This is a genomic window from Streptomyces sp. NPDC006261 (genome assembly GCF_040613515.1).
Classification (GTDB): Bacteria; Actinomycetota; Actinomycetes; order Streptomycetales; family Streptomycetaceae; genus Streptomyces.
This window is the reverse complement of sequence record NZ_JBEXSI010000055.1, coordinates 1-26,078: the sequence shown is the minus strand read 5'-3', so window position 1 is coordinate 26,078 and position 26,078 is coordinate 1. Positions and strand designations below refer to the sequence as shown.

At 73.6% G+C, this 26,078-nt stretch carries 25 protein-coding genes and 4 pseudogenes; 20 read left to right on the top strand and 9 right to left on the bottom strand.

What is annotated here, in order from left to right; translation table 11 throughout:
- Positions 1 to 44 precede the first annotated feature (44 nt).
- Positions 45 to 809: a CbtA family protein gene (locus ABZ154_RS28300; RefSeq protein ID WP_356837188.1), complete on the top strand. Its 765-nt coding sequence runs from the start codon at positions 45 to 47 to the stop codon at positions 807 to 809.
- A 130-nt stretch (positions 810 to 939) separates the two neighbouring features.
- Here the strand turns inward: ABZ154_RS28300 and ABZ154_RS28295 are convergent, their stop codons facing one another.
- Positions 940 to 1,608 carry a hypothetical protein gene (locus ABZ154_RS28295; protein WP_356837186.1) on the bottom strand — a complete coding sequence of 223 codons (669 nt, stop codon included), beginning with the start codon at positions 1,606 to 1,608 and terminating at the stop codon, positions 940 to 942.
- 121 nt (positions 1,609 to 1,729) lie between these two features.
- The gene (locus ABZ154_RS28290; protein WP_356837184.1) at positions 1,730 to 2,083 is read right to left on the bottom strand and encodes a tetratricopeptide repeat protein; all 354 of its coding nucleotides are present in this window, start codon (positions 2,081 to 2,083) and stop codon (positions 1,730 to 1,732) included.
- A gap of 167 nt (positions 2,084 to 2,250) precedes the next feature.
- On the opposite strand from ABZ154_RS28290, the gene ABZ154_RS28285 reads away from it, so the two are divergent.
- On the top strand, positions 2,251 to 3,216 hold the full coding sequence (locus ABZ154_RS28285; protein WP_356837182.1) for a pirin family protein: 966 nt from the start codon (positions 2,251 to 2,253) through the stop codon (positions 3,214 to 3,216).
- A gap of 526 nt (positions 3,217 to 3,742) precedes the next feature.
- Positions 3,743 to 5,358 (top strand): annotated as a pseudogene (locus ABZ154_RS28280) (alpha/beta hydrolase).
- Positions 5,359 to 5,484: 126 nt separating this feature from the next.
- Here ABZ154_RS28280 and ABZ154_RS28275 read toward each other — a convergent pair.
- Positions 5,485 to 6,016 (bottom strand): annotated as a pseudogene (locus ABZ154_RS28275) (helix-turn-helix domain-containing protein).
- A 58-nt stretch (positions 6,017 to 6,074) separates the two neighbouring features.
- Between ABZ154_RS28275 and ABZ154_RS28270 the strand changes: the two are divergent.
- From ABZ154_RS28270 to ABZ154_RS28255, 4 genes and pseudogenes are all read left to right on the top strand, one after another.
- Positions 6,075 to 6,260 (top strand): annotated as a pseudogene (locus ABZ154_RS28270) (MFS transporter); the annotation flags it as partial.
- 368 nt (positions 6,261 to 6,628) lie between these two features.
- Complete coding sequence (locus tag ABZ154_RS28265) at positions 6,629 to 7,063, top strand: nuclear transport factor 2 family protein (RefSeq protein ID WP_356837180.1); 435 nt, start codon at positions 6,629 to 6,631, stop codon at positions 7,061 to 7,063.
- The gene (locus ABZ154_RS28260) at positions 7,060 to 8,253 is read left to right on the top strand and encodes an MFS transporter (RefSeq protein ID WP_356837178.1); all 1,194 of its coding nucleotides are present in this window, start codon (positions 7,060 to 7,062) and stop codon (positions 8,251 to 8,253) included. Before ABZ154_RS28265 ends, ABZ154_RS28260 begins: the two co-directional genes overlap by 4 nt.
- Positions 8,254 to 8,902: 649 nt before the next feature.
- Complete coding sequence (locus tag ABZ154_RS28255; protein WP_356837176.1) at positions 8,903 to 9,346, top strand: subtilase-type protease inhibitor; 444 nt, start codon at positions 8,903 to 8,905, stop codon at positions 9,344 to 9,346.
- 139 nt (positions 9,347 to 9,485) lie between these two features.
- On the opposite strand, the pseudogene ABZ154_RS28250 reads toward ABZ154_RS28255, so the two are convergent.
- The 5 genes and pseudogenes from ABZ154_RS28250 to rpmG all read right to left on the bottom strand — a co-directional run.
- Positions 9,486 to 9,674 (bottom strand): annotated as a pseudogene (locus ABZ154_RS28250) (MFS transporter); the annotation flags it as partial.
- 79 nt (positions 9,675 to 9,753) lie between these two features.
- On the bottom strand, positions 9,754 to 9,996 hold the full coding sequence (gene rpsR / locus ABZ154_RS28245; RefSeq protein ID WP_093692393.1) for a 30S ribosomal protein S18: 243 nt from the start codon (positions 9,994 to 9,996) through the stop codon (positions 9,754 to 9,756).
- A gap of 46 nt (positions 9,997 to 10,042) precedes the next feature.
- Positions 10,043 to 11,200, bottom strand: a complete 1,158-nt coding sequence (locus ABZ154_RS28240; protein WP_356837174.1) for a GTP-binding protein — start codon at positions 11,198 to 11,200, stop codon at positions 10,043 to 10,045.
- Positions 11,197 to 11,451 carry a type B 50S ribosomal protein L31 gene (locus tag ABZ154_RS28235; protein WP_356837172.1) on the bottom strand — a complete coding sequence of 85 codons (255 nt, stop codon included), beginning with the start codon at positions 11,449 to 11,451 and terminating at the stop codon, positions 11,197 to 11,199. The genes ABZ154_RS28240 and ABZ154_RS28235 overlap by 4 nt, the downstream gene beginning before the upstream one ends.
- 53 nt (positions 11,452 to 11,504) lie before the next feature.
- Positions 11,505 to 11,669 carry a 50S ribosomal protein L33 gene (gene rpmG / locus ABZ154_RS28230; protein ID WP_003964410.1) on the bottom strand — a complete coding sequence of 55 codons (165 nt, stop codon included), beginning with the start codon at positions 11,667 to 11,669 and terminating at the stop codon, positions 11,505 to 11,507.
- Between the two features lie 69 nt (positions 11,670 to 11,738).
- Between rpmG and rpmB the strand changes: the two genes are divergently transcribed.
- Together rpmB and rpsN are read left to right on the top strand one after the other, a co-directional pair.
- A complete protein-coding gene (rpmB, locus tag ABZ154_RS28225; protein WP_019762862.1) occupies positions 11,739 to 11,975 on the top strand; it encodes a 50S ribosomal protein L28 in 237 nt (78 codons plus the stop codon).
- Positions 11,975 to 12,280 (top strand): 30S ribosomal protein S14, encoded by a 306-nt coding sequence (gene rpsN, locus ABZ154_RS28220; RefSeq protein WP_356837170.1) that lies wholly within the window; start codon positions 11,975 to 11,977, stop codon positions 12,278 to 12,280. The genes rpmB and rpsN overlap by 1 nt, the downstream gene beginning before the upstream one ends.
- Positions 12,281 to 12,469: 189 nt before the next feature.
- On the opposite strand, the gene ABZ154_RS28215 is transcribed toward rpsN, so the two are convergent.
- Positions 12,470 to 13,735 (bottom strand): hypothetical protein, encoded by a 1,266-nt coding sequence (locus ABZ154_RS28215; protein ID WP_356837168.1) that lies wholly within the window; start codon positions 13,733 to 13,735, stop codon positions 12,470 to 12,472.
- Between the two features lie 175 nt (positions 13,736 to 13,910).
- On the opposite strand from ABZ154_RS28215, the gene ABZ154_RS28210 reads away from it, so the two are divergent.
- The 11 genes from ABZ154_RS28210 to ABZ154_RS28160 all read left to right on the top strand — a co-directional run.
- Positions 13,911 to 14,891, top strand: coding sequence for an ABC transporter substrate-binding protein (locus tag ABZ154_RS28210; RefSeq protein ID WP_356837166.1), 981 nt, complete (start codon positions 13,911 to 13,913; stop codon positions 14,889 to 14,891).
- Between the two features lie 23 nt (positions 14,892 to 14,914).
- Complete coding sequence (locus ABZ154_RS28205; protein ID WP_356837164.1) at positions 14,915 to 16,030, top strand: iron ABC transporter permease; 1,116 nt, start codon at positions 14,915 to 14,917, stop codon at positions 16,028 to 16,030.
- A complete protein-coding gene (locus tag ABZ154_RS28200; protein WP_356837162.1) occupies positions 16,027 to 17,085 on the top strand; it encodes an iron ABC transporter permease in 1,059 nt (352 codons plus the stop codon). Before ABZ154_RS28205 ends, ABZ154_RS28200 begins: the two co-directional genes overlap by 4 nt.
- A 59-nt stretch (positions 17,086 to 17,144) precedes the next feature.
- Entirely contained in the window at positions 17,145 to 18,008 is an 864-nt protein-coding gene (locus ABZ154_RS28195) for an ABC transporter ATP-binding protein (RefSeq protein WP_356837216.1), read from the top strand.
- Positions 18,009 to 18,077: 69 nt separating this feature from the next.
- On the top strand, positions 18,078 to 18,212 hold the full coding sequence (amiA, locus tag ABZ154_RS28190) for a streptamidine family RiPP (RefSeq protein ID WP_015613003.1): 135 nt from the start codon (positions 18,078 to 18,080) through the stop codon (positions 18,210 to 18,212).
- Positions 18,213 to 18,338: 126 nt separating this feature from the next.
- Positions 18,339 to 19,178, top strand: coding sequence for a hypothetical protein (locus ABZ154_RS28185; protein WP_356837160.1), 840 nt, complete (start codon positions 18,339 to 18,341; stop codon positions 19,176 to 19,178).
- Positions 19,175 to 20,728, top strand: a complete 1,554-nt coding sequence (locus tag ABZ154_RS28180; protein WP_356837158.1) for a CocE/NonD family hydrolase — start codon at positions 19,175 to 19,177, stop codon at positions 20,726 to 20,728. Before ABZ154_RS28185 ends, ABZ154_RS28180 begins: the two co-directional genes overlap by 4 nt.
- Positions 20,725 to 22,092 (top strand): YcaO-like family protein, encoded by a 1,368-nt coding sequence (locus ABZ154_RS28175; RefSeq protein ID WP_356837156.1) that lies wholly within the window; start codon positions 20,725 to 20,727, stop codon positions 22,090 to 22,092. Before ABZ154_RS28180 ends, ABZ154_RS28175 begins: the two co-directional genes overlap by 4 nt.
- A gap of 14 nt (positions 22,093 to 22,106) precedes the next feature.
- Positions 22,107 to 23,471, top strand: a complete 1,365-nt coding sequence (locus ABZ154_RS28170; protein WP_356837154.1) for a nitroreductase — start codon at positions 22,107 to 22,109, stop codon at positions 23,469 to 23,471.
- Positions 23,468 to 25,210, top strand: coding sequence for an ATP-binding cassette domain-containing protein (locus ABZ154_RS28165; RefSeq protein ID WP_356837152.1), 1,743 nt, complete (start codon positions 23,468 to 23,470; stop codon positions 25,208 to 25,210). Before ABZ154_RS28170 ends, ABZ154_RS28165 begins: the two co-directional genes overlap by 4 nt.
- Positions 25,207 to 26,078 (top strand): ABC transporter transmembrane domain-containing protein (locus tag ABZ154_RS28160; RefSeq protein WP_356837150.1); only part of this gene is annotated, 872 nt, incomplete at its 3' end. The genes ABZ154_RS28165 and ABZ154_RS28160, both read left to right, overlap by 4 nt.

Below are 26,078 nucleotides of genomic sequence, written 5' to 3'. Positions count from 1 at the left end.
GGTATCCGGGCAAGCAAGGGAACAAGGGAAACAGGGAAATTCTCGTGAACTCCATATCTGTCAGAGCTCTGCTCGTGCGCGGCATGATCGCGGGCGTGATCGCGGGTGCGCTGGCCCTCGCCGTGGCGTACTTCCTCGGCGAGTCCCAGGTGGACGCCGCCATCGCGCTCGAAGAGGCGCACAGCCATGCCGCCCACGGCGGCGGCGAGGAAGAGGAACTCGTCAGCCGCACCATGCAGGCCACCGGCGGTCTCGCCACCGCACTCCTGGTCTTCGGCGTCGCGGTCGGCGGGATCGCCGCCCTCGTGTTCGCGTACGCGCTGGGCCGTATCGGCGACTTCGGCCCGCGGGCCACGGCCGCACTGATCGCGGGAGCGGCCCTGCTCACCGTCTATGTGGTGCCGTTCCTGAAGTACCCGGCGAACCCGCCGGCCGTCGGTGACCCCGACACCATCGGGAAGCGCACCACCCTGTTCTTCCTGATGGTCGCGCTCAGCCTGCTGCTTGCTGTCGTCGCCGTGGTCATCGGCAAGCGGCTCGCACCGGGTCTGGGCAACTGGAACGCGACCATCGTGGCAGCCGCAGGCTTCGTGCTGGCGATCGGCCTCGCCTACGCGTTGCTGCCCTCGTTCGACGAGGTCGGCGCGGACTTCCCGGCCGGCCTGCTGTGGAGGTTCCGGCTGTCCACGCTCGCCGTCCAGACCACGTTCTGGGCCGGGTTCGGCCTGATCTTCGGCTACCTCACCGAGCGGCTGCCGGCCTCCGGGAACGGTGCCGACGCGCGCCGCGTGGCGACGCCGGTGGGCTGACCGCCAGCGCTCCCTACAGAACCCGCCGGGGTGTGTCCGCTGGCCGAGCTCGACCTCGACGTGGCGCTGATGAAGGAGTGGCTCGACCGGGTGGTGAGCACCGGCCAGGAGGACGGAGTTCGCACGGCCCTCAGGATGCCGTGGGGGAGGGGGCGTCGCTCTCGCGCAGCCGGTCCTCCATGAGGCGGGCGGTGTTCTCGACGATGCTCCCGAGGGCGTCGCGCACTTCGTGTTCCTTGCTCCCGTACGGGCCGTACGCGGTCACCGAGAGGAGGAGGTCGCCGTTCCACAGGAGGAGCGTGCGGCCGGGACGGCCCTGGTCGTCGGCCGGTTTCGCGTACGCGGCGTCGTGCACCCGTCGTGCCCCGCGTCCGTGAGCCCGGTCGAGGTCTTCTCCGACGCGGTACGCGCGATGGGCGGGCTCGACGTCCTCGTACACGGCGGCGGTCGTGCTGAGCTTCCACAACGCCCCGTCCGGGCCCGTGAGACCGGCCAGGCAGCCCGTCTGCCGGTAGCGGGGCCGGGCGCCGTTCTCGCCGATGTCCTCCCTGGCGCCGGGGTCTGCGGTATCGGTGGTCGAGCCGACGGTGAACCCCTTGGCGAGCGGCGCGCCCGCGAGCAGCTCGCACGGGCCGCTGGTCCAGCTGTGCACCCCCGGCGCGCGGGCGGCGGGCTTCCCCGAGGCCCCGGCTCCCTCCTCCTGACCTCCCCCGGAGCAGCCGGACACGGCCACCACCGCCGATGCGACGAGCGCGGCCACCCGCGCCCGGCCTAACTCCGCACCCCTGGATCTGCGCATCCCCCGCCCCTTCGTCCCGGAAAGCTCATTATCGGGTGCTCGTACCGGCTGGTAAAGGAGGACAGGGCTGCACCGGTCCGGGGCGGCCCCGTCCTCCGTGCGGGTCGACGGCGGGCCGGAGTCAGCTCTCCCGCGGCCCGAAGTCGCCTTCGAGCGCGGCGGCCATCCGCAGTTGCGTCGCCGCCTCGGCCTGCCGCCCCTGGCGCTCCAGTGTCCGGCCCAGCATGAGGCGCGCGTAGCTCTCCACCGGGTCGAGCTCCAGGACCGCCCGCAGCTCCTCCTGGGCCCGGCCGAGCCGGGCGGAGTGGTAGAAGGAGCGAGCCAGCAGCAGCCGCGGCGCGACCTGCTCCGGCGCCTCCTCGACGAGCCCGCCCAGGATCCGGGCGGCCGTGACGTACTCCTTGGCCTCGAAGAACATCTGCGCCCGGTCCCACCGGTCGGCGGCCGTGCCGAACTCGTAGTAGGTCTCGTTCACGCGTCCTCCTCGTCATCGTGTCGGGCCACCCGCTCCGCGCCCCCGCGCCGAGCGCACGTCCCGCCGTGCGTCCAGCCATGACAACACCGCATAATGATTGAACATTCCACTAAATCTTTGGCGTGGATGCCGACGCTCCATGCCCCGACGGGAATAGGTTGAGCGCCATGAGCAATCTCGATCGCCAGGCCACTCCCTCCGTCTGCGGAGGGCGCGGCTTCGTCGTCGCCGAGCCGGTCCGTGAACTCCTCAGCCCCCGCCGCGTACCGCTCGGTGAGTCCACCGAGGTGCGCCGCCTGCTGCCCAACCTGGGCCGCCGCATGGTCGGCGCTTGGGCGTTCGTCGACCACTACGGGCCGGACGACATCGCGGACGAGCCCGGTATGCAGGTGCCGCCCCACCCGCACATGGGCCTCCAGACCGTCAGCTGGCTCCACGACGGCGAGGTCCTGCACCGCGACAGCCTGGGCAGTGTGCAGACCGTACGCCCCCGCGAACTGGGCCTCATGACGTCGGGCCGGGCCATCAGCCACTCGGAGGAGAGCCCCAAGCCGCACGCCAGGCTTCTGCACGGCGCGCAGCTCTGGGTGGCCCTCCCCGACGCCCACCGCAACGTGGAGCCGCACTTCCAGCACCACACGGACCTCCCTGCCGTGACCGCCCCCGGCCTCACCGCCACCGTGATCCTCGGCGAACTGGACGGCGCGGCCTCTCCCGGCACCGCCTACACCCCGATCGTCGGCGCCGACCTCACCCTGGCCGAGGGCGCCGAGGTCCGCCTCCCGCTGGAGCCGGACTTCGAGTACGCGGTCCTGTCGATGTCGGGAGAAACCGAGGTCGACGGCGTACCCGTGCTGCCCGGCTCCATGCTCTACCTCGGCTGCGGCCGCACGGAACTGCCTCTGCGCGCCCTCTCCGACGCCGGGCTGATGCTCCTGGGCGGCGAGCCGTTCGAGGAGGAGATCGTGATGTTCTGGAACTGGATCGGACGGTCCCAGGAGGACATCGCGCAGGCCCGCGACGACTGGATGAACGGCACCCGTTTCGGTGAGGTGAAGGGCTACGACGGCCCTCCGATTCCGGCCCCGGAGCTGCCTTCGGTGCCGCTGAAGGCGCGGGGAAGAGTGCGCTGAGCGGGGGTTATTGCCCGAACTGGCCTCTGGGTTGCTGGCTTCGGGCGGGTTCCATCTCTGGGCGGCTCGCAGTTGCTGGCTTTGCTGACGACCAGTCAGCCACCTGGTGATGGTCCGCGCCGTGCCGTCGCGCCCGGAGTGAGTCGGCAGTCGACAGAGAGGGCCTTTTCAGCTCCGAGTTCGCGATGGGGCTACGTATGGGTGCAGGACCGTGGCGCGAGTCGGAGCGCAGTGCAGGGCGGAGTAGGCGGCCCAGGTCGCGATCCGCTTTGATGATGTGCGGCGGAGGCGGGGTGCCCGGGCGGCCGGATGCCCCGTGCGGCCCCGCTCGACCCGTGCACGCGCGAGCGGCGGGATCACGGCCTACAACTCGGGTACCACGCATAGCCGTTGCGTCATACGCAGGGTGGAGACAAGTGCGTCCCGCGGAGGGATCCGCCGACGAGGCCTGTTCCTGAAGGGTCTTTCCTGTCCGACACACGCGACCGGAAGGATCGATATCGTGCGCAGACGACGTCTCGTGCCACTGCTGGCCGTGAGTCTCACGGCCACGCCGGCTCCCGCGCTCGCCACCTCCACGGCCAACGCCGCCCCATCGGTCGCCTCCTCGTCCGCCGCCCCTTCGTCCGTCGCCGAGGGCGGCGCGCTGGACCGGTACACGAAGCAGAAGCCGCGGTGGAAGCGGTGCGGATCCGCCACTCGGGCGGAGTTCCAGTGCGCCACGATCAAGGTCCCGCTGGACTACCGGGTCCCCGGCGGCAAGCGGATCGACCTGGCGATATCCCGGATCAGGAGTACCGCGCCCGGCAAGCGCCACGGTGTCCTGCTCTCCAACCCCGGCGGCCCCGGGGGCCAGGGCGTCTACATGCCGCTGGCGTTGCAGGAGGAGTTGCCGAAGTCAGCGCGGCAGAAGTACGACCTCGTCGGCTTCGACCCGCGCGGGGTGGGGCTGAGCAGCCCGGTCACCTGCAACCTGACGCCGGACGAGGAGGACTGGCTGCGGCCGTACAAGAAGGAGACGTTCGCCAAGGACGTCGCCTGGGCGCGCAAGGTCGCGGACAAGTGCCGGGCGAAGGCGGGCGCCATGCTCCCGCACATCACCACGCGCAACACCGCCCGCGACCTGGACCTGCTCCGGGCGGTCCTCGGCGAGCGGAGGATCTCGTACCTCGGGTACTCGTACGGCACCTATCTGGGCGCCGTCTACACCCAGCTCTTTCCGGGCCGCGCCGACCGGTTCGTGCTGGACAGCGCGGTCGACCCGGCGCGCGCCTGGCGGGGCATGGTCCAGTGGTGGGCGGAGGGCGCCGAGCCCGCGTTCGACCGGTGGACCGGGTGGGCCGCCGCACGCTCGGAGACGTACGGCCTCGGCGACACGCCGAAGAAGGTCGACCGGACCTTCTGGGAACTGGTCGCACGGGCCGACGAGAAGCCCATCGACTGGGACGGGCTGCAGGTCACCGGCGACGACATCCGCAATGGTATGCGGGGAGCGGTCTTCAGCCCGCTGACCGCGACCGAGGCGTTCGTGGAGCTGAAGAAGGCCGCGGCCGGCCGGCCGCCGCACAGAAGCTCACGGCGTTGCTCGGGAACGCCGGGGCCGGAGCGGCGCGCAAGGCCGCCGAGGTGCCGGCGGACAACATGACGGCGAGCTTCTGGGCCGTCGTGTGCGGCGACAACTCGGCCGCCTGGCCGCGAAACCCCGAGCGCTACCGGCAGGACGCAATCGCCGACAAGGGCCGCTACCCGCTCTTCGGCGACTTCGCGTCCAGCATCAAGCCCTGTGCGTTCTGGAACACCTCCGTGGAACCGGCGACCGAGGTGAACAACAAGGCCGGCTCCCTGATCGTCCAGAACGAGTGGGACTCGCAGACCCCGCTGCCCAGCGCCCAAGCCCTGCACGAGGACCTGAAGCGCTCCAGGATGGTCACCGTCCTCGGCGGCGAGGGCCACGGCGTCTACCCGAGCGGCAACGCGTGCACGGACGGTACGGTCACGGGCTACCTGCTCACCGGAAAGCTGCCGGCGAAGGACGTGACCTGCCGGGCGACCGCCGAATCGAACGCGGAAGCGCGGCAGAACCGGGAGCGGGAGGAGCTCCCCGGGTCTCCGCTCCCGGAGCGCGCCCCGGACCGTTTCTGAGTCCGGTCCTGCGGCTCGGAGCCGTATGACGCGTTGGAGGAGGGGCGGGACCTCCGAGCGGGGGTCCCGCCCCGTCGTGTGCCATCGGGCCGGGCCCGGCCAGGTGCGCCGCGGACACGACGCCCGTCAACGCCCCCGAGGCAGGTGCCGGCCCGGGGTGTGGCCGTAGGCCCGGCGGAAGACGTCGATGCACGCACTGGCGGACGCCCAGCCGCACCGGTGGGCCACCGTGGTCACCGGAGTGTCCTCGGCCAGCAGGACCAGGGCCTGGTAGAGAGTACGGCCCGCAGCCGGCGGCGCTCCGGGCTGTCAGCATCGCCGGGGGCACCGGTGTGGGCGAGGATCAGCTCCCGCAGCAGAGGCTCCCCGGTCAGTACGGCCGGGGCGTTCAGCCCGAGAGGGTTCTCCGTCGCGGGCAGACCGGCCAGGCACAGGTCGAGCGCCCCATGGCGCGGTGGGCGTGCACGGTGCCCGCCGGCACCCAGACGGCCCGGTTCGCCGGCGCGATCCACGTACCGGCTCCGGTGGTGACGGCCAGGACACCGCGTGCGGCGTAGACGATCTGGTGGTCGTCGTGGCGGTGTGCGTCGATGTCCGATCCGGGCGCCAGCCACTGCGTGCGGGTCGGGGCGACCGGCTGATGGCGGATCTCAGTCATGGGTCGTCGTTATATCGGAAGTCCGACAGCCGTTGCGTGGCGACGATGGCGAAGTGGCGACTCCTACGCGCTGACCTTGCTGTTCGTGGGCATCGGCGGGGTCGGCGTGGCCGCGTGCCACCCGGAGTCCGCCCGTGCGGCACGCGTCGCCAGTGGGGGCAGCCACACGGCGATGGGCTGGTTCTCCCTGGGCGGCAACCTCGGCTTCGCCCTCGCACCCGTCCTCGTGGCCGTGGCCGTGGCCGTGGTCGTCGGCGCCGGCGCGGACGGCTCACCGTCCCAAGTCGCTGGTCCCGGCCGGGATCGGCGCCCCCGCGTACGCGTTCCTGGACGGTGACGGCCTGTGCGCCACCGGGACCACCCGCGACGGCTGTCGCCCGGTGGGCGCCCGTGCCGGATCCCGGCCGGGAATCGTCCCGCCCGCCCCGGGTTGTGCAAGCCACCTGGACGCCAACCCGAAGGCCGCGACCCAGTGGCGTCAGGAAGCGGCGTTCGCCGGATTCGAAGGACGGTACGGCGGATCGCGCTGACGCGGCGCCGCCGCTGAGGTCCGGAGGCGCGGGGCGCAGGTCATGGACTGCGCCCCGCGCCCCCCACGGCTACGCTCGGAAAATGGCAGACAGCGGAGACCGGCCCGAGCCGCCCCCGGGCACCCCCGAAGACGTGACGCACGCGCTGCTCGCCTCCGCCGTGGACGAATGGGCCGCCGCGATCGTCGCGAACGACGCCGAGCGGATCGCCGCCTTCATGGCCGACGAATGGGTCATCGTCTCCGAGTCCGGCATCACGGACCGCGAGACCTTCCTGGCCTTCGTCGCGTCCGGCGACCTGACCCACTCGGCGATGCAGGCCATCACCCCGCCGAGGATCCGCGTCCACGGGGGCACCGCCGTGGTCACCGTACGGATCACGAACACCGCCCACTACGGCGGCGACCGCTTCGACGCCGACGAATGGACCACGGACGTCTTCGTACGGCGCGACGGCCACTGGCGGTGCGTGCTGAGCCACATCACCCCTGCCGCCGCCCCTCCCTCGGATTCATGAGCCCCTCGCCACGGCACGGGAGCCGCCTGGGCTACCCGGCGGCCGCCGCCGTCTTCGCCGTCGGCATGGCGGGCACCACCCTGCCCACTCCGCTCTACGGGCTCTACCGGGAGGAGCTCGGCTTCTCCGAGCTGATGGTGACGGTCGTCTTCGCCGTCTACGCCCTCGGCGTCATCGCCGCCCTGCTCCTCGCAGGGAACGTCTCCGACGAGACGGGACGGCGGCCCGTCCTCCTGGCCGCCCTGGGCTTCTCGGCGGCCAGCGCGCTCAGCTTCCTCTTCGAAGGCGGACTCCCCGCCCTCTTCGCGGGCCGCCTGCTGTCGGGGTTCGCCGCCGGACTGCTGAGCGGCGCCGCGACCGTCACGGTGATGGAACTGGCGCCACCGGGGCGAGAGGCCGGAGCGGGCCTCGCCGCGACCGCCGCCAACATGGGCGGCCTCGGGTGCGGCCCGCTCCTGGCAGGACTGCTCGCCGAGTACGCCCCCTCGCCCCTGAAGCTCCCCTTCGTGGTGCACCTGGCGCTGCTCGCCGTGGCCGCCGTGCTGACGTGGCTCCTGCCCGAGACCGTCACCTCCCGCGTACGGCGTCTGCGGCTGCACCCGCGCGGGCTCGCGGTCCCGCCCCAGGTACGAGGCGTGTTCGCCCCGTCCGCGCTGGCCGCCTTCGCCGGGTTCTCCCTGCTGGGCCTCTTCACGGCGGTCGCCCCGGCGTTCGTGGCCGAGACGCTCGACGTGCACAACCTCGCCCTCGCAGGACTCGTCGTCTTCTCCGTCTTCCTCGCCTCGACGGCCGGGCAGGCGCTCATGGGACGCGTGGGGGAGCAGCGGGCCCTGCCGGGCGGGTGCTTCGTCCTGGTCGCCGGACTCGTGCTGGTGGCCGCCTCGTTGCTGCTCGCCTCGCTGCCCCTGCTCGTCGCCGGGGCGCTCTGCGGCGGCCTGGGGCAGGGGCTCGCGTTCAGGGGCGCGGTGACGGCGATCGGCGGAGCGGCACCACCCGAGCACCGGGCCGCGACGGTGTCCGCGTTCTTCGTCGTGGCCTACCTGGGCATCTCGCTGCCGGTGGTGGGCGTGGGCGCCCTGACCCTCTGGATCGGGCTCAGGAACGCGGGGCTGGCCTTCGCCGGGTGCGTGCTCGTCCTGGCCCTGGGCGTCGGCCTGTATCTGGCCCGGAGGCCTTCCGCCCGCACCTGACGGGCGCGGAAGCCGACACCGTAGCGCCTCCTCCACCGCGCGGCCCGCGACGAGCGCCTCGGCTGGACCGGCGCATGGCGGGCCGGTCCGGGGTGTCCGAGGACGGTCCCGCGGGCCGGCGGCCCGAAGACGATGCCCGGCCCGTCACCGCTGCGCCGGTTGAGCGGTACGAGCTTCGCCGCGGGGTCACCGGCGGAGGTACCGTCCGTCGTCCGCTCGTCGAGTGCCTTCGCCAGGCTGCGGACGTCCGGGGAGAGGAACACCTGCGCGGGACCGACCCGTACGCCTTCGCCGTGGAGCACCGAGACCAGCTTGATGATCAGCGGCGAGTCGCCCTCCGATGGTTGCCTCCGGGTGGGGCCGCTGGGGCGCGGATAGGCCCGCATGGCGTTGCTTTCCAGTCGAAGCGGCTCGTGGAGGTTTCCGGCCGCTCCGGAATCACCGCAGGTCAGACGGTCGTTTTCCATTGAACCGTCGCAGGATGTCCATATGCTGGACGGCCTCCGCGACCCGTTTGAGCTGCCCGAACGACCATCCGGTCGGTTCGAACGAACGTCTGCGGCCAGAAGCGGGCTGTCGGTGTGCGCCTACGTTCCGCATGCGTAAGACTCCTGACCGCAATCAACGCCCGACCGAGGAGTTTTCACTCATGCGACCCAACCGTCACGCAATCTTCGCAACCATCGCCGCGAGCACCCTGGTCTTCGGCGGCCTCGCCGCCACCTCCGCCCACGCGGTACCGGCAAAGGCGGAGAGCCTCTACGCGCCCTCCGCCCTCGTCCTCACCGTGGCCCAGGGCGAGGACCCGCTCACCGCGACGGTCCAGCGGGCGGTCACGCTCACCTGTGCCCCGAGCGCCGAGGGCACCCACCCCGACCCCGTAGCCGCCTGCAACGAACTCGAGGCCGTCGGCGGCCAGTTCACCCAGCTGGCCCGGACCTCGCCCGACCGCATGTGTACCCGGCAGTGGAACCCGGTGGTGATCACCGCCCACGGCGTCTGGCACGGCAAGCGCGTCACGTTCTCGACCACGTACGGCAACGCCTGCGAGCTGGCCGGCAGCATGAACGACAGCGCCGTCTACTCCTTCTGAGCCTGTTCACAACCCTCGGGGTCATCCTGCGTCACCCGGGTCCCGGGTGACGCAGCGCGAACGGGAAGGCCGATGGCCAGGGCGATCGCCGTCCCGTGGAACACCCACTGGTTGTCCTGGGCGAAGTCCATCCGGATCGCCCCAGTTGGTGGATGATGTCCGGTGCGGCGATGGCGACGATCGTCTGGTCGATGAACGTCATCGACACGGCGAGCAGCATGGCGGCGAGAGCGAGGCTCCGGTTCGGGGATCCGGCCCGGCGGCCGGTGGTCGCCGGGCCCGACGACGCCGGCTCCGGGCCGTCCCCTCCGGAGGTGTCTGTGCCCATACGCCCACGGCTGCTCGGCCTGCCCCGGTGCTGCACCCCGAGCAGCCCCCGCTCTTGTCCCGACAGGGGCGACGGCGGGCTACTTGCCGGAACCGGAGTACGGCAGCAGCGCCATCTCGCGGGCGTTCTTGATGGCCGCGGCGAGCTGCCGCTGCTGCTGGGCGCTCACCCGGCTCACCCTGCGGCTGCGGATCTTGCCGCGGTCGGAGATGAACTTGCGCAGCAGATCGGTGTCCTTGTAGTCGATGTACGTGATCCTCGCCGCGTCCAGCGGGTTCGGGCGGTCCTTGACCGGCTTACGGGGGTCCTGCTTGCGAGCCATCGGCGTTCCTTGTGCGGGTGGTTGGGATACGGGGTGGCGTGCCGGTTCACACCGGGTCGAGAAGTGCGTCGAACGCGGCGGGCAGGCTCTTCCACGCCTCCCGGCCCGCCCGGTACTCCTCGTCGGTGAGCAGGCACGAATCGAGCAGCCCGGTCAGCCCGTCGCGGTCGAGGCCGGGGGAGACGAAGACCAGGTGCTGGCAGCGGTCGCCGTGCTCGGGGTGCCAGTCCAGCGCGGCGGCGGCCCGCCGGTAGGGCGGAACCAGCGCCCAGGCGGCGTCCGGGAGGGAGGCGAGATAAGGGCCCGAGTTCTCCACGCAGAGGGCGCCGCCCGCCGCATCCCAGGAGAGCAGGGTGTCCGGCCGGTCCGCGAGCCAGAACCGGCCCCGGCTGCGGGCCGCCGCGCAGCACAGGTCCTCCAGCGCGTGGTAGAGGCGCTCGGGGTGAAAGGGGCGGTGGCGCCGCCAGACGAGCGTGGAGACCCCGGCCTCGTCCGCCTCCTGGGGCAGCAGCGCACAGGCCGGATGCTGGCCCGCGGCGGCCGCTTCCACGTCGAATCCGGCAACCGCGATCCGCGCCAACTCAGGCGAGCCCGCAGCGATCTGATGTGCCGTCGGATTCAACTGGAAGATCAGCGCTCGGTCCTCGTCGTCAGCCGCGGGGCTTTCGGCCACGGCCAGGACGGCGGCGTACTCCAGCTGCCGGGCCCAGGTGTCCCCGACGGTCCGCTGGTCGGCGGGTGCCGCCGCTAGACCGGCCTCCGCCAGGTCGTCGCCGTTGGTGAGGCACGGCAGGACGAGGGTCGGATCGATCGCGGTGATCACATTGGTCACCTCGAAGCTGTCGGCCCCGTGCACCGCGATGACCTCGGCCATGGACTTCGGCTCGACGGAGTCCCAGAGCTCCAGGACGGCCAGTCGGGTGAGTCCGCTGTCCGCGAGCCGTTGCAGCTCGGGGACCAGGTCCTCCCGCAGCGCGCAACACGCGCAGTCGTTGACCAGCGGCGTCTTGCCGGCGGACAGCTCACCGGTGGCGTCCCGCAGGGTGCGGCGTACGGTCCCGGCGGTCGCCGTGGACAGGTCGTGGTGGAGCGCGACGCTGAGCGGGACCTGGGAGAGCAGCGCCTCCACCACCTCGCGCCGGGCCTCCGCGTGCAGCCCGCAGACGATGACGACGGGCAGCTTCCCCGGCTGTTCCTCCGTCACCGGGCCTCACCGCGCCCGTACCGGCGCTCGAAGCGCTCGACGCGGCCCGCGGTGTCCAGGACGCGGGCGGTGCCGGTGTAGAAGGGGTGGCTCGCGGAGGAGATCTCCACATCGACGACCGGGTAGGTGCGGCCGTCCTCCCACTCGACGGTCTTGTCGCTGGTGCGGGTGGAGCGGGTGAGGAAGGCGAAGTCGGCGGCCTTGTCGCGGAAGACGACGGGGCCGTAGGCGGGGTGAATTCCGGGCTTCATGAAGGGGTCCTAGCGGTCGGGGGTTGCTGCGGGGCGGGGCGGGCCGGAGGGCCTCAGCGCTCCTCGCGGAAGTCCACATGGCGGCGGGCGACCGGGTCGTACTTGCGCAGCACCATGCGGTCCGGGTCGTTCCGGCGGTTCTTGCGGGTGACGTAGGTGTAGCCGGTCCCCGCGGTGGAGCGGAGCTTGATGACCGGGCGTACTTCGTTGCGAGCCATGGGCGCTACTATATGGCAATGGTTTCCATTTTCAATAATGGATGCATCGATGAGAGGCAGGTAACGTCCGTGTCCGCCCACTGCCAACTGACCGGCTCGCAGCCGGGATTCGGCAACTCCATCTCCCACTCGCACCGCCGTACGTCACGCCGGTTCGACCCGAATGTCCAGCGCAAGCGGTACTGGCTCCCCAGTGAGGGGCGTCATGTGCGGCTGACCCTCAGCGCCCGCGCGATCAAGACCATCGACGTGATCGGTATCGAAGCCGCGGTCGCGCGCATCCGCGCGCGGGGAGGGAAGGTCTGATGGCGAAGAAGAGCAAGATCGCGCAGAACGAGAAGCGCAAGGCGATCGTCGAGCGGTATGCGGCCCGGCGGGCCGAACTGAAGGAGATCGTCCGTCGCCCCGGCACCCCGGCAGCCGAACGTGCCGCAGCCCTGGCGGAGCTGAGGCGTCAGCCGCGCGACGCCAGCGCGACGCGGGTGCGCAACCGGGACAGTGTCGACGGCAGGCCCCGGGGGTATCTGCGTACCTTCGGCCTCTCCCGGGTCCGGATGCGCGAACAGGCGCACGCCGGATTCCTGCCCGGGGTGACCAAGTCCTCCTGGTGATGCCGGCCTGAGCGTACGAGGGGCGGGTGGAGACGCGGCGGTCATGCCGTGTCGCCACCCGCCCCTGCGCCGTGCGGGGTTCAGCCCTCCGGCCGGATCAGGCCGCGCTCGTACGCGCGGGTGGGGTCATGGTGCCGACCGCACAGGGGAGGGTAAGTCGTTTCCACGTCGTGATCCGTGCGGTGGCGGTCACCGCCCCACGAGGTCCGCGTGCGCTCCGTCGCCGGGGGTGACCAGGGCGAGGTGGCCGCCGTCGTCGAGAGGTGTGGGGAGGGTGAGGGTGGTGACCGGCTCCGCCCGGTCGGCGTCGAAGACGTGCACCTCGCCGTGGCCGCCCCGGCTGACCGCGACCATGCCGGCGCCGGGGGAGGCGGCGATCGCCCGCCGCTGCACACCGTCCCACGGGGTGCCGCCACGCCGGGGCGCACCGGACATCGCGGGCAGCGGGAGGCGGGCTGCGATGTACGGCCGGGCCCCGGGGCTGGCGGGTGCGGCCAGCAGGATCAGCTCGTCGCCGTCCGGGTGGACGCGGGAGTACGCGATGTGGCGGGCGGTCACCGCGAGTCTGAAGACCAGTCCGGGGCCCAGCGGCAGCCTCCCCGTGGTGCCGGTGTCGAGCTGGTGCCACCAGGCGTCGTTGCTCCACTCCGGCCACTGCCCCGGCGCGGTGGGCCCGCCGCGTACGCAGGACCACAGGGTCCGCCGTACGGGGTCGAGCCGCAGGTAGAAGCCCCGGCCTCCCGTATGTCCGTCGGCGGCCCACGGGAGGGGCGGCTCCTGCGTGAGCCCCCCGCCGTCGTGCCGGACCCGGTGTACGCCCGAGCCTGCCGCGGCGAACACCCGCCCGGTGACCGGGTCGTAGGCGTCTCCGTGCCCGTCGGCGTCCGGCAGTCCGATGCGCTGGACGGGCTCCACCGGCGGGCACGAAGGTGGTGCGGCCATCAGGTCGCGGTGCCGGTGGACCAGGAGTTCGCCGGGCTCCCGGTGGCGCAGCACCACGAGCGGTGACGGCCCGCCGAGGACCGTGACCCCCGGCTCACCGATCCGCCCCCGTACGCGTACGGCGACGGCGCCGTCCGGTGCGTCGAGGCCGACAGCCGTCAGGAGCCCGGTCCAGGCCTCCTCGTTACGCCCGAGGCCGGTGGTCACCGCGAGGTGCCGGCCGCCCGGCGCGGCCGCCAGGTGTTCGGCGGGCACGGCCACCGGTACCCGGCGCCGGACCAGGGGCCGACCCGTGTCGGGGCCGTACGGATCGAGGACCAGCAGCTCACCCGCCCGGTCGTCCACGCAGGCGACCAGGTCGTCCGGCAGGGCGAGGAACCCGGCGTGCTCGGCGAGATGGCGGTGGTTCAGCGCCGCCCGCTCGTCGCCACCCGGGAGGTCCAACAGGCTGATGCGCCCGGCGACTTGGTCGGCGACCAGGAGACGGGGCGGCAGATGGGGAGGGTGGGGCATGGGGAGCTCCTGGAGGCGGTCGATGGGATCCGACGGTGCTGCGGGAGGTCTTGGCCCGCTCTAGTGGAAATGATAATCATGTGTAAGGTTCCGCTCTGTGGTGGGGATGGCTCCCGGGGCCCCGCCGTCGCACCTGCCTCCTCCCCGGGGCCGTACAGAATCTGAGAGACAGCCGATGCCACGCACCGCACTGAGAGTCCGCCGCTGGGCCGCGATCGCCGTACTGGGAGGGCTGCTGGTCGGCTGCGGCACCACCGGCGACGCGTCCGGCACCGCCGAACCCGCGGCCGGGGCCGGGCCCCGTACGAGCACCGAGGTGCAGCCCATCAAGGCGGCCACCGAGATCACCGACGCCAAGGGCGTCACGGTCTCCCTGGACAAGGCGCCGCAGAAGATCGTCTGCCTGGTCGCCCTCTGCGACGACATCCTCGTCGAGCTGGGCATGACCCCCACCGCCACCAACTCCGCGCTGCTCGCACACCCCGGATTCCTGGGCAAGGAGAAGGCGGCGAAGGTCCCCGTCGTGCCCGGTGGATTCCTCAGCCCCGAGGTCGAGGCGATCCTCTCCCACCGGCCCGACCTGGTGATCGGCCTGGAGGACACCCACGGCAAGCTCGCCCCCGCACTGAAGGGCGCCACCACCTTCTGGCCGGTACAGCCCGGCTCCTGGAAGGACAGCGTCGGCTACCTGCGGGACCTGGCCGCGCTCACCGGCCGCACGGAGGAGGGGGAGAAGGCCGAGAAGGCGTTCCGCGCCCGCCTGGCGAAGGCCGAGGAGTCCAGGAGTGACAAGACGGCGCTGATCATCTTCGGCAGTGACGAGAACTTCGGCGTGGCCACCCCGGAGACCGACGTGGCCGCCGGACTCTTCCCGAAGATCTCCCACTACCCCTGGAAGAGCCGGGGGGTCGACGGCTCCTACAGCCTCGAGGAGATTCTCGCCCGGGACGTCGACGTCCTGTTCGTGGAGACGCTCTCCTTCGGCGCCCCGGACGGCAAGCTCTCCGACAAGCTCGCCAAGAACCCGCTCTGGTCGCGGATCCCGGCGGTGAAGAACGGCAAGGTCATCGAGGTCGACTCCGAGGTCTGGGCCAAGGGGCGCGGCACCCGGTCCCTGGGCGTCGTCCTCGACGAGGCGACGGCCGCACTGCGGTGAGGGGCGGCGCGGAGAAGGGCGTCATGGGCGGCCGCCGCACCACGCCCGGCCGGCTGCCCGTGGCCCCGGTCTGTCTGACGGTGGCGGCGGTGGCGGGCGCGGTGTGCGCCCTCAGCCTCGGCACGCCGTACGTCCCGCCCGGCCGGCTCCTCGCCACCCTGGGGTCCGACGGCCTCGCGGGCCTCGTCGTCACCGAACTCCGGCTGCCCCGCATGGTGTTGGCACTGGTCGCCGGTGCCTGCCTCGGCGCCGCGGGTCTCGTCCTCCAGGAGGCGCTACGTAATCCGCTCGCCGTCCCGGAGATGCTCGGCGTCTCCTCCGGAGCCGCGCTCGGGGTGGCGGCACCGCTGGTGCTCGCCCTCTCCGTACCGCTCGGGCTCCAGCCCTTCCTGGCTCTGGCCGGTGCCGCGTTCGGCGGGCTGCTCACCCTGGTCGCCGCCGGGTTCGGGCGCAGCCCGTCGTCCGTCCTGCTGACCGGGGCCGCCGTCGCGGCAGCGCTCCAGGCCGGACTGCTGGTGCTCATGGTGATGGCCGACCAGCTCGACCTCCAGCTCATCTACCGCTATCTGCTGGGCAGTCTGTCCGCCCGCACCTGGGACGACGTCACCGGCCTGCTGCCCTGGCTGGCCGTCGCCGTACCGGCGCTCGTGCTCTGTGTGCCGGTGCTCGGCGTGCTGCGGCTCGGCGACGACGACGCCCGCGCGCTCGGCGTACGCGTCGAGCGCGCGCGGGTCGCCGCGCTGGGCATCGCCGTCGTCCTGATCGCCCCCGTCGTGGCGGTCTGCGGGCCGGTCGCCTGGGTCGGCTTCCTCGCGCCCCACCTCGCCCGACGGCTGCGGCCGGACGGCGGGGCCGCGGGCTGGCTCGTCCGGTCCGCGCTGTGCGGGGCGGTCGTGGTGCTCTGCGCCGACCAGCCCGCACGGCTGGCGCTCGCACCGGTCGAGACGCCGGTCGGGGCGTGGACGGCCCTGGTCGGCGTGCCGGTCGGGGTGGTGCTGCTGAAGCGGGGGCGGCGGGCGGCGAAGAGCCGGGGACCGATCAGGCCCGACCTGCCGGGGCAAGGAGGCCCCGTCGACGGGCCTCTCGGAGGCCGCCCGGTCGACGGCCCCGTACCTCTCCTGCGGAAGGCGGAACGATGAGCGTCCTGGAAGCGGCGCCCGCACCACCCCGGCCGGCGTGGCGCTCAGCCCGCGTCCGGATGGGCGCCCTCGCCGTGCTTGTCTGCGCCGTCGCCTGCGCGGACCTGTTCGCGGGGCGGGGAGTCACGGGCGAGGGGGTGCGGGCCGTCCTCCTCGGAGGGAGCAGCGATCCGATGGCCGAGCACATCGTCCTCCAACTCCGGGTGCCCCGGCTGCTGGTGGCGCTCGTCGCGGGCGCGAGCCTGGGAGTCGCCGGTCTCGTCCTGCAGTCTGCCCTGCGCAATCCGCTGGCCGGGCCCGAGGTCACCGGCGTGACCCCCGGAGCGGTCCTCGGCGCGGTCACCGCCACGGGCCTCGGCCTGGCCGGCTGGGAGTCCCCGACGGCGGTCGTCGTGGCGGCCTGCCTGGGAGGGTTCGCGGGCGCGGGACTGCTCTGGCTGCTCGCGGGACGGGAGAAGGGCGACCCCGAACAGACCGCCGTCTACGGGGTGCTCGTGTCGGCGGTCCTCGCCGGACTCACCGCCGTCGTCCTCCTGGTGGCCCCCGGCGAACTCGGCAGCGTCGTCCAGTGGTTGATCGGCTCCACCGAGGGCCGGGTCTGGCAGCACTGGCACCTGCTGTGGCCGTGGGCCGCGGTGTGGGGAGCTGCCGCGTGGCTGCTCTCCGCGCCGCTGACCCTGCTGCGCTGCGGCGATGAACAGGCCTCGGCGGCCGGGCTGGACGCCGGGCGGGGCCGCGCCGCCGCGCTCGTGTGTGCGGTGGCCCTGACGGCCGGCGCCGTCTCGGCGGTGGGGGCGCTCGGATTCGTGGGTCTGCTGGTGCCGCATCTGGCGCTGGCCGTCTTCGGAGCCGACCTGCGCATCACCCTGCCCGGCGCCGCGCTGCTCGGTGCGGTGGTGGTGTGCGGGGCGGATGCGGCGGCCCAACTGCTCTCCCGGCTGCTGGTGGTGGCGCTCGACGCGGACCGGCTGACCCTGCCGGTCGGTGCGCTGACCACCTTCGTCGGGGCGGGGCTGCTCCTGGTCGTGGCGCGGCGACGGACGGATGAACGGTGACGGAGAGAAGGCCGGACATGGCACGTACGAGAGATGTCACGACGGACGGGAAGCAACACATGGCGAAGGCGCCGGTCGGGAGGGCCCGCGTCGCGGGGGCACCGGACGTGGTCCGGGCAGAGCGGCTCAGCTTCGGCTATCCGGGGCGCGAGGTGCTGCGGGGGATCGACCTGAGCATCGAAGCGGGGGAACTCGTCGCCCTCATCGGCCTGAACGGCTGCGGCAAGAGCACCTTCCTCAAGCTCGCCGCCGGACTGCTCACCCCCAGAGCCGGCCGCGTCCTGCTGGAGGGGGATGATGCGGCACGCCTGCCCAGACGTGCCGCCGCACGCCGCGTGGCCCTGCTCCACCAGTCGGCCCCCGCCGTACCGGCCCTGACCGTACGGCAATTGGTCCGCCAGGGCCGTTACGCGGCCCGGGGGCCGCTGGGAATGCTGCGGGACGGCGACGACGAGGTGACGAGCCGGGCCCTCGCGGACGTCGGCGTCACCGGCTGGGCGGACCGGCCGGTGGACGCGCTGTCCGGCGGTGAGCGGCAACGGGTCCGGCTGGCCATGGCGCTGGCGCAGGACGCCCCGGTCCTCTTCCTGGACGAGCCCACCACCTATCTCGACCTGCGGCACCAACTGGAGGTGCTCCAGACGGTCGTACGGCTGCGCGCCGAGCGACGGCTGACGGTCGTGATGGTGCTGCACGACCTCAACCACGCGGCGCGGTTCGCCGACCGGATCGTCGCGCTGCGCGAGGGCCGCATCGCCGCCGACGGCCCGCCCGGAGAGGTGGTCACGGAGCGGCTGCTGGCCGAAGTCCTGGGCGTCCAGGGGCGGGTGGGGGCCGATTCCGAGGGCGGCTGGCCCGTCTGTTACCCAGATCACCCTCTCGATCCGCTCCAGCTATTGCGCAATGAAAATCATATTCATTAGTGTCTGTGGTGCGGCACCGAACGACGTCGCAACCACCACCCGACCGATCCTGAATGGAGGCTTCAACTCATGGAGCACAACAAGGTGTTCAGTCCGATCGCCGACCAGGGCCAGCTCGCCCACCTCTCCGCCACCCACTCGAACGCCCTCGTCGAGAACCCCTTCGACGACGCCGTCGAGGCCGACACCGCGGACGAGAAGTAGGCGGCACCTGCCGCTGAGGCAGGCTCCCGCTCCTCGCGTGGCGGGCCCGTCCGGGCTGACCCCCGGACGGGCCCGTCCCGTTCGCACCACCTGATCACTCCCGTACCGCGCCCCTCGGAGGCTTCCGTGAACCGCAGTCGACTCGCTCCCGGAGCCGGGATCGTCACCGCCCCCGGTGGCCGGCCCGTACTCCGCACCTCCGAAGGGGAGTTCCTGCGCATCGATACCGGCCACGTCGACACGGGAGAGCTGATCGACCGGTTGACGGACGGGGAGGGGCGGGCGCCCTCGGGTGAACTCAGCCTTCTGATCACGGCGTTCGAGGAGGCCGGGCACGCGGTGACCGAACCCCGCCGCCCACCGCTCACCGGGCGGACCGTCCACATCCTGGGAGACCCCGTACTCACCGGCCCGCTCGCCCGGTTCGCCGCGGCCAAAGGGGCCGAGGTCCACCCCGCCACCGCCGGCGACGTGGCCGGACTCGCGGGGGAGCGGGACACTGCCGTGGTCTGGTGTCTCGACTCACCCGTCCCCGAAGGGCTCTGGGACGAAGCGGACCGGCTGCCCGCCCGGCACACCGCCTGGCTGCGCTGCCACCGCGAAGGCGCTCACACCTGGACCGAACCCCTCGCCTCGGCGCCGGGCGACGTCACCGCCGCCCATGTCCGCCTGCGCAGGCTCGCGGCCACCGCCGCCCACCGCGAACTTGCCGCCTACTGGGCCGGCCACCGCACCCCCGACACCGGACCGCACCCCACCGAGCCGGCCGCCGCCCTGATCGCCGCACTGCTCACCGCCGACCTGATCGCCTGGGCGAGCGGCGAGCCGCACCGGGGAGCCGGCCTCCCCGCCCGCCGCAGGCTGCGCCGGATCGACGTGCGCGACCTGACCGTCACCGAACACCCCGTGCTCCCCGTACCGGAGGTCGCCCCGCTGCCCGCCCCCACCGCGCGGACGGCCCCGTGAACACCACGGCGAACACCGCGACCGTGTACGTCCCCGCCCTCGACGGCACCCCGCTCGCCACCGACCTCTGCCTGCCGGACACACCGGGCCCCCACCCCGCCGTCGTCATCCGCACCCCTTACGGCCGCACCGCCCACCGCGCCGAGCTGTGCGGCTGGGCGGCCCACGGGTTCGCCGCGCTCGCGCAGGACGTCCGCGGCCGGCACTGCTCGCCGGGGCCGTGGCACCCCTACCGGGACCACGAGGCGAGCGACGGCGCCGCGACCGTGGCCTGGGTGCGCGGCCAGGCGTGGAGCGGCGGCGGCCCGGTCGTCGCCGTCGGCTCCTCCTACGCCGCCCACTGCGCCCTCGTCACCGCGCTCGGCCCGCCCGGCGACGGCCGGCCTGACGCCGTCATCGCCGCCGTCCCCGCCCTCGGCCTCGCCGACACCGCTCGCGAGCCCGCGGGCCCCGAACGGCTCTGGGCGCGCGCCGGCTGGTGGGCCGCGCACGGCGACCGCCCCGACTCCGCCCCCGATGCGCTGGCCCGGGCCCTCGCGGAGGACCCCCGACTCCTGGAACACCTCCCCCTCACCCGGCTGGCCGACCGCCTGGGCCGCGCCCTGCCCTCCTGGCCCGAGCTCTGGGACGCCTGTCCGCGCGGCCGGATCGTCCGGCGCGGCTCCGCCTCCCGACTTCCGCTCCTCGCCGTAGGCGGCACCCGCGATCCCTTCGCCGAGGACACCGTGGCGCTGTGGCGCGGCTGGGGCGGCCCCGCACGTCTGCTGCTCGGCCCGTGGGGCCACCGACTCACCGCGGACCGGCCCGCGATCGCGGCCGACCGCGTCAACCTCGGTGCGCTGTACGTACGGTGGGCCCGCTCCGCCCTCGCCGGACAGCTGAAGCCCGAGCGGCGCGGGGTCATCACCCTTGACGGCAGCGGTCGTTGGCACGGCGTACGGCCAGGCGACGCCACGCATGGGCCGGCGGATTCCTCGACACGCACCACCACCTGGCCTTTCGGCGCTCCCACCGGTCTGCAGCTGCTGCACGGAGCCGATTTCACCGCTGACCCCGCCCACCCCGTCCGCTCCGACGACCTCGCCGTCCCGGCCGACGGCGCCCCCGCCGACCGATGCCTCCTCCTCTCCCCGCCCCTGCCCCGCCCGCTCGACCTGGCCGGACCCGCCACCGCCCGGCTCCACGCCGCCGCCGACACCCCCGCCGCCGACTGGGCCGTACGCGTCACCGCCCTCGACCCGGCCGGCCGCGCGGAGCCGCTGGCGTTCGGCATCGTCCGGCGCACCGACCCGCCCGGGGAGGCCGTGGAGATCACCGTGCCGCTCGGCACACTGGGCCGCCGGCTGCCCGCCGGGACGAGGCTCCGCGCGGAGATCGCCGGACACCACTTCCCCGCCCACGCCCGCAACCCGCACACCGGCGAGAACCCGGTGACCGCCACCCGCCTCGCCCCGTCCCGCAGGGCCGTGTCGGCCCGGGGCAGTGCCCTGCACCTGACCGTCGTCGCCCGGCGTCGTTACGTCGAGCCCGTACCGGAGATATGCCGTTGACCAGCACCTTGCCCATAGAAGCCCTGGTCGACCCCGTCTGCGGGCTGATCCGCGGTGTCGAGCCGGTCGAGCACCCGGAAGGGGCGCCGCCCCGCTACACCGCGATGACCGCCGAGGTCGCCGACGCCCGACGCCTCGGCGCCTGGCCCGCCGACCGGGTCTCGCTCGGCACCACCTTCGGGGACCCCGAGGGGGCCAGGATCGCCGCCGTCGCCGAGGCCGTGGAACGCTACTGCGGCAACCGCGTCCCGCCGCCCGGCCACCCCGGCGCACCCCGCAAAGCCACGGCCGCCGAGCTGGAGGCGGAGGGGCTGCGGCTGTACGGGCCCGGGGCGGTGCCCTCCTACGCCTCCTGGCAGCACGAGCGCCCACGCTTCCCCTACGCCGCACTCACTCCCGATACCCCGGCGCTGTGGACCCTGGGCGCCGAGGACGGGCAGCCCTGCTGGGCTCCCGTAGCCCTCACCCACCTCAACTGGCGCCAGGGCGAGCTGCGTTCACTGCCCCGCACGCACCATCTCAACTACGCGGGCATAGCCACCGGCCAGGGCTTCGACGACGCCGTCGAGCGAGGGCTGCTCGAAGTCGTCGAACGCGACGCCCTGGAGCTGTGGTGGCACCTGGACGGGCCCACCCGGGGTATCGACCCGGCGAGCGTTCCCGGCCTCACCGAGGATCTGGCAGGCGCCGAACTGGACGTCCACATCGTGGAGATGCCCTCCGAGTTCGCCCCCTGCATGGCCGCCCTCGTGCACGACCCCCGGCGGGGCATCCACGCCGCCGGGTTCGCCTGCCGGTACGCCCCGGCGGAGGCGGCCCGCAAGGCAGTCCTGGAGGCCGTGCACACCTGGGTGTTCACCCAGGGCGCTGTGGACGCCGACGGCTGGGTCCACCGCTCCGTGGAGGCCGGTCTCTTCGCGCGGGGCCTCTATCTGGACCACCGGGCCGACCGGCGCTATCTCGACGACTGCGGGCCGCAGTTCGCCGCCGTTCGGGACCTCGGCGCCCACGTACAGGTCTGGCTCGACGACCGGATGACCCCGCTGGCCCGACGCTTCACGAAACCCGCCGGGGGCGTCGTCCCCGTCACCGAGGTCGCCCCCGGTAGCCGCTCCGCACTGGACGCGGCGCTCGGCGCAGGCGGCCACCGCGTGATCACCGTGGATCTCACGACCGAAGACATCGCCGAGACCTCCCTGCGCGTCGCCCGCGTACTGGTCTCCGGTCTGATCCCCAACGCCCCCGCCGCATTCGGCTACTTCGGCTGCCCACGTTTCGCCGAGGCCGCTCTCGGCCGGGGCTGGCGCGCCGAACCCCCCGCCGGACCCGCGGACTTCACCCTCGCACCGCCGCCGCACATGTGAAGGAGCACGTCCCCATGACCCAGGCTCCCGCGGCCGCTTCCGAGCTCCTGAGCCGCGCCCTGGCCGACGCCAGGTCCTCCCGGGTGCCGCGCACCGTCCCGTATGTGCCGGAGCGCGCCTTCCCGTGGGGCGGCCCGGGGCTCTCCCCGGCCGGTACCGGTGGAGCGGTGAACCTGGACCGCGGCCTGCGGCTGTCGCTCGCCGCCCCGCACAGGGCGGGCCGGCTGCGGCCCGTCGCCTCGGCGGGCGCTCTCCATCCCGTACAGGCTCACCTGCTCGTCGGCCCCGGCTGTTCCCTGCCGCCCGGGCGGTACGCCTACGACCCGCGCACCCACCGTGCCCACCCGCGTGGCCGGGCACCCGCCGACGCGCCCTCGGGAGCCTTCGTCATCCTCACCGTCACGGCCGCCCGTACGGTCGCGCACTACGGACACCGCGCCTGGCCCCTGCTCCTGCTGGACGCGGGTCACGCGGCGGCTGCCCTGGCGCTCGCCGCTGCCCCGGAGGGCGTACTGGTCTGCCTCGACGCGGACGGCGCCGGGCTTTCTGCGGCTGCCGGGCTGCCCCGAGCGGCCGAGCGGCAGGCCCGGTGGCCTGGCGTCGACCCCGAACTCCCCCTTGTGGCAATCTGGTTGCCGTCCGCGCGCGGGTCCGTACACCCCACCGCCTCGCTGACCGCCTGGGCCGCCCTGCCCTGTGCCCTCACCTCGGCATCGCGTCCGGATACCGAGAACGCCCTGCCCCCTGAACTCGCCGCTGCCCGCCAGCTGTTGGCGAACGTAGCCGCAGGATCGGACTCCACCTGGCACCCGGCCCCCCGCCCCGCACCGGTGACGGACGAGACGCTCCGTAGGCGAAGGAGTGCGGCCCCCTCCGACCTGTCACACCCGCCGGCCCCGGATCTGGTCGCCCGGGTCCTGGCCACCGCCGAGGGTGCCCGGCCGGACGGCCCCGCCTGGGCCGCGGCGGTCGGCGGCGACGCTCCGGGGCTCCTCACGACCGACGGCCCCCTCGCCTCCGGTGATGCCCGCCCCACCCTCGCCCGCTGGGCGGCGGGCCAGCAATGGATCGGCACAGCAGGCGCGGTGCTGGTCGCCCACGGCTGCCCCGCCGACGCCCCGCCGGCCCTGATCCGCAGCAGCCACCTCGCCGCCGGTTACGCCGCCGGCGTCGCCCAGGCCCACGCCACCGCACTCGGGCTCCGCTCGCGCCCCATCGGTTCCTGGCAGCAGGCCGACCTCGGCGCCGCACTGGGCGACGACCCCGGACACGACTGGATCGTCCACGGCCTCGCCCTCGCCGGAACCCCGAAACCCCGGCACCAGGACGAGCCACTCCCAGCCCCACCGCCCCCGTCGGGCAAGGAAGAACGCCCATGATGCTCCACCCCGAACTCCTGCGCGCCGCCCGCGCCGCCCGCCGTCCCCTCGGCGGCGCGACCGCGCTGCTCGCCGCGGTCACCCTCACCCACCTCGCCCAGGCCGTCCTGCTCGCCGTCGTCCTCTCCCGGATCGCCCACGGCGACACATCCGGCCTGGCGCCGCTCCTCCTGTCGGTCCTCGCCGTCGTCCTCGTCCGCGCCGCGCTCGGCCGGGCCCAGCGGCTGACCGCCGTGACGGCGGGAGCCGCCGTCCGGATCCGGCTCCGCGACACCCTGATGGCCCGCCTCGGTGAACTCGGGCCCACCGCGATCACCGGTGCGCGGGCCGGAGCCGTACGCGCCACGCTCGTGGACGGCGTCGAAGGCGTGGACGCGTACGTCTCCCGCTACCTCCCCCAGGCGCTCATCACCTCCACCGTCCCGCCCCTCCTGCTCATCGCCGTCGCGCTCATCGAGCCGTACGCCGCCCTCGCCCTGGGCCTGGCCCTGCTGCTCGCACTCTTCGGTCCGCGCTGGTGGGACCGGCTGCTCGCCCGGCGGGGCAAGGAGCACTGGGACTCCTACGAAGCCCTCGCCGCCGACTACCTGGAGGCCCTGCAGGGCATGGCCACCCTGCGCGCGGCCGGTGCGGTGGGCCGCATACGGGACCGGCTGGAGAAGCGGTCGGCGGCGCTCCACCGTGCGACCGTCGCCAAACTGCGGGTGTCGCTGGTCGACACCGGCCTCACCGACCTCGCCGTCCAGGGCGGCACCGCGGCCGCCGTCCTCGTGGCGTGCTCCTCGGCGGCCACCGGACGCACCGCCACCACCGGGACCTACCTCCTGCTCATGCTCGCCTCCGAGTGCTTCCGCCCCATCCGGGACCTCTCCCGCGAGTGGCACGCCGGCTACCTGGGGGTCTCCGCCGCCGACGGGATCGCCGCCCTGCGCACCGCCGAACCCGCCGTCGCGGACCGGGGAACGGCGGAGGCCCGTTGGGACACCGCCCCCGAGATCCGATTCGCGGACGTCCACTTCACCCACCCGTCGAGCGAGCGCCCCGCCCTGGACGGCGTCACCTTCACCGCACCCGCCGGGCGTACGACGGCGATCGTCGGGCCCTCCGGTGCCGGGAAGTCGACCCTGCTGAGCCTGCTGCTGCGCCAGCGCGACCCCGACGGCGGCCGGGTCACGATCGCCGGGACCGAGACCGCCGCGTACACCCTCGCCTCGCTGCGCCGGCGGATCGCCGTCGTCTCCCAGGAGACCTATCTCTTCCACGCCACGATCGCCGAGAACCTGCGCATCGCCCGTCCCGCCGCCACCGACGCACACCTGCGCGCCGCCGCCCGCGCGGCGGGCATCCACCAGGAGATCACCGCCTTCCCCCAGGGGTACGACACCCTCGTCGGCGAACGCGGCGCCACGCTCTCCGGCGGCCAGCGCCAACGGCTCGCCCTCGCCCGCGCCCTCCTCGCCGACGCCCCGGTCCTGATCCTGGACGAGGCCACCAGCGCTGTGGACGAGCGGGGCGAGGCCCGGATCGTGCGGGAGCTGCCGGTGGCGAGCCGGGGCCGTACCTGCCTCGTCGTCGCCCACCGGCTCGACGCCGTACGCCACGCCGACCACATCGTCGTTCTCGACGGCGGCCGGGTCGAGGCGTCCGGCGACCACAGCGGACTGCTGGCGGGCGGCGGCGTGTACGCCGCGCTCGTCGCGGCGGGCCGCAGCACCCCCCAGGAGGAACACGCCGCATGACACCGCCCGAGCCCGCACCCGTGAGGGCCGCGGCCCTCCACGACACCGGCGCCCTCCGCTCCCTCCTCCCCGTCCTCGGCGCCCACCGCGCCACCGTCCTGCGCACCTGCCTGGCCGCCCTCGTCGACCAGGCGGCCCTGGTCGCCCTGGTCACCCTCGCCGCGCACACCGTCGGCACAGCGGTGATCGACCACCGGGCCCCGTCCTCCGCGACCGTGGCCGTCCTCATCGGGCTCGTCCTGCTCAGGGCGCTCGCCACCTGGCGGGAGATGGACCTCTCGCACGACCTCGCCTACCGCGTCCTGGCGGAACTGCGGGTCCGGGTCTTCGACGGGCTCGCCCGCTCAGCCCCCGCGCGGATCGCCGGGCGCCGCAGCGGCGACCTCGCCTCGACCGCGCTCGGCGATGTGGAGGCGCTGGAGTTCTTCTACGCCCACGCCATCGCCCAACTCCTCGCATCGGGGCTCGTCTTCGCGGCGGCCGCCACTCTGCTGGGTGTCCTCGGGCCCTGGCTGCTCCTCGCCGTCGTGCCCGCCGCCCTGCTCCTCCTCTGGTCGCCGCTGCTGGAGGCGCGCGGGCGGGCCGTGCGCGGGGCCCGGACCCGGGCCGCGCTCGCCGACCTCTCCGCGGAGAGCGTGGAGAGTGTCGACGGCCTCCGCGAGCTGCTGATGGCGGGCGCCCTCGACCGGACGCGGGCCCGGCTGCGGTCCGGCGGCCGGCGCCTCTCCCGTGCCCAGCGCGCCGAGCAGTCCTGGGAGACGGGGGCCGGCGCGGCCCGCGACCTGCTCGTCGTCGGCGCCGTCATCGGGGTGGTCGCAGATCCGCGAGGCCCGCCGCGAAGGGCTCGCCGTCCTGCTGATCTCGGCGG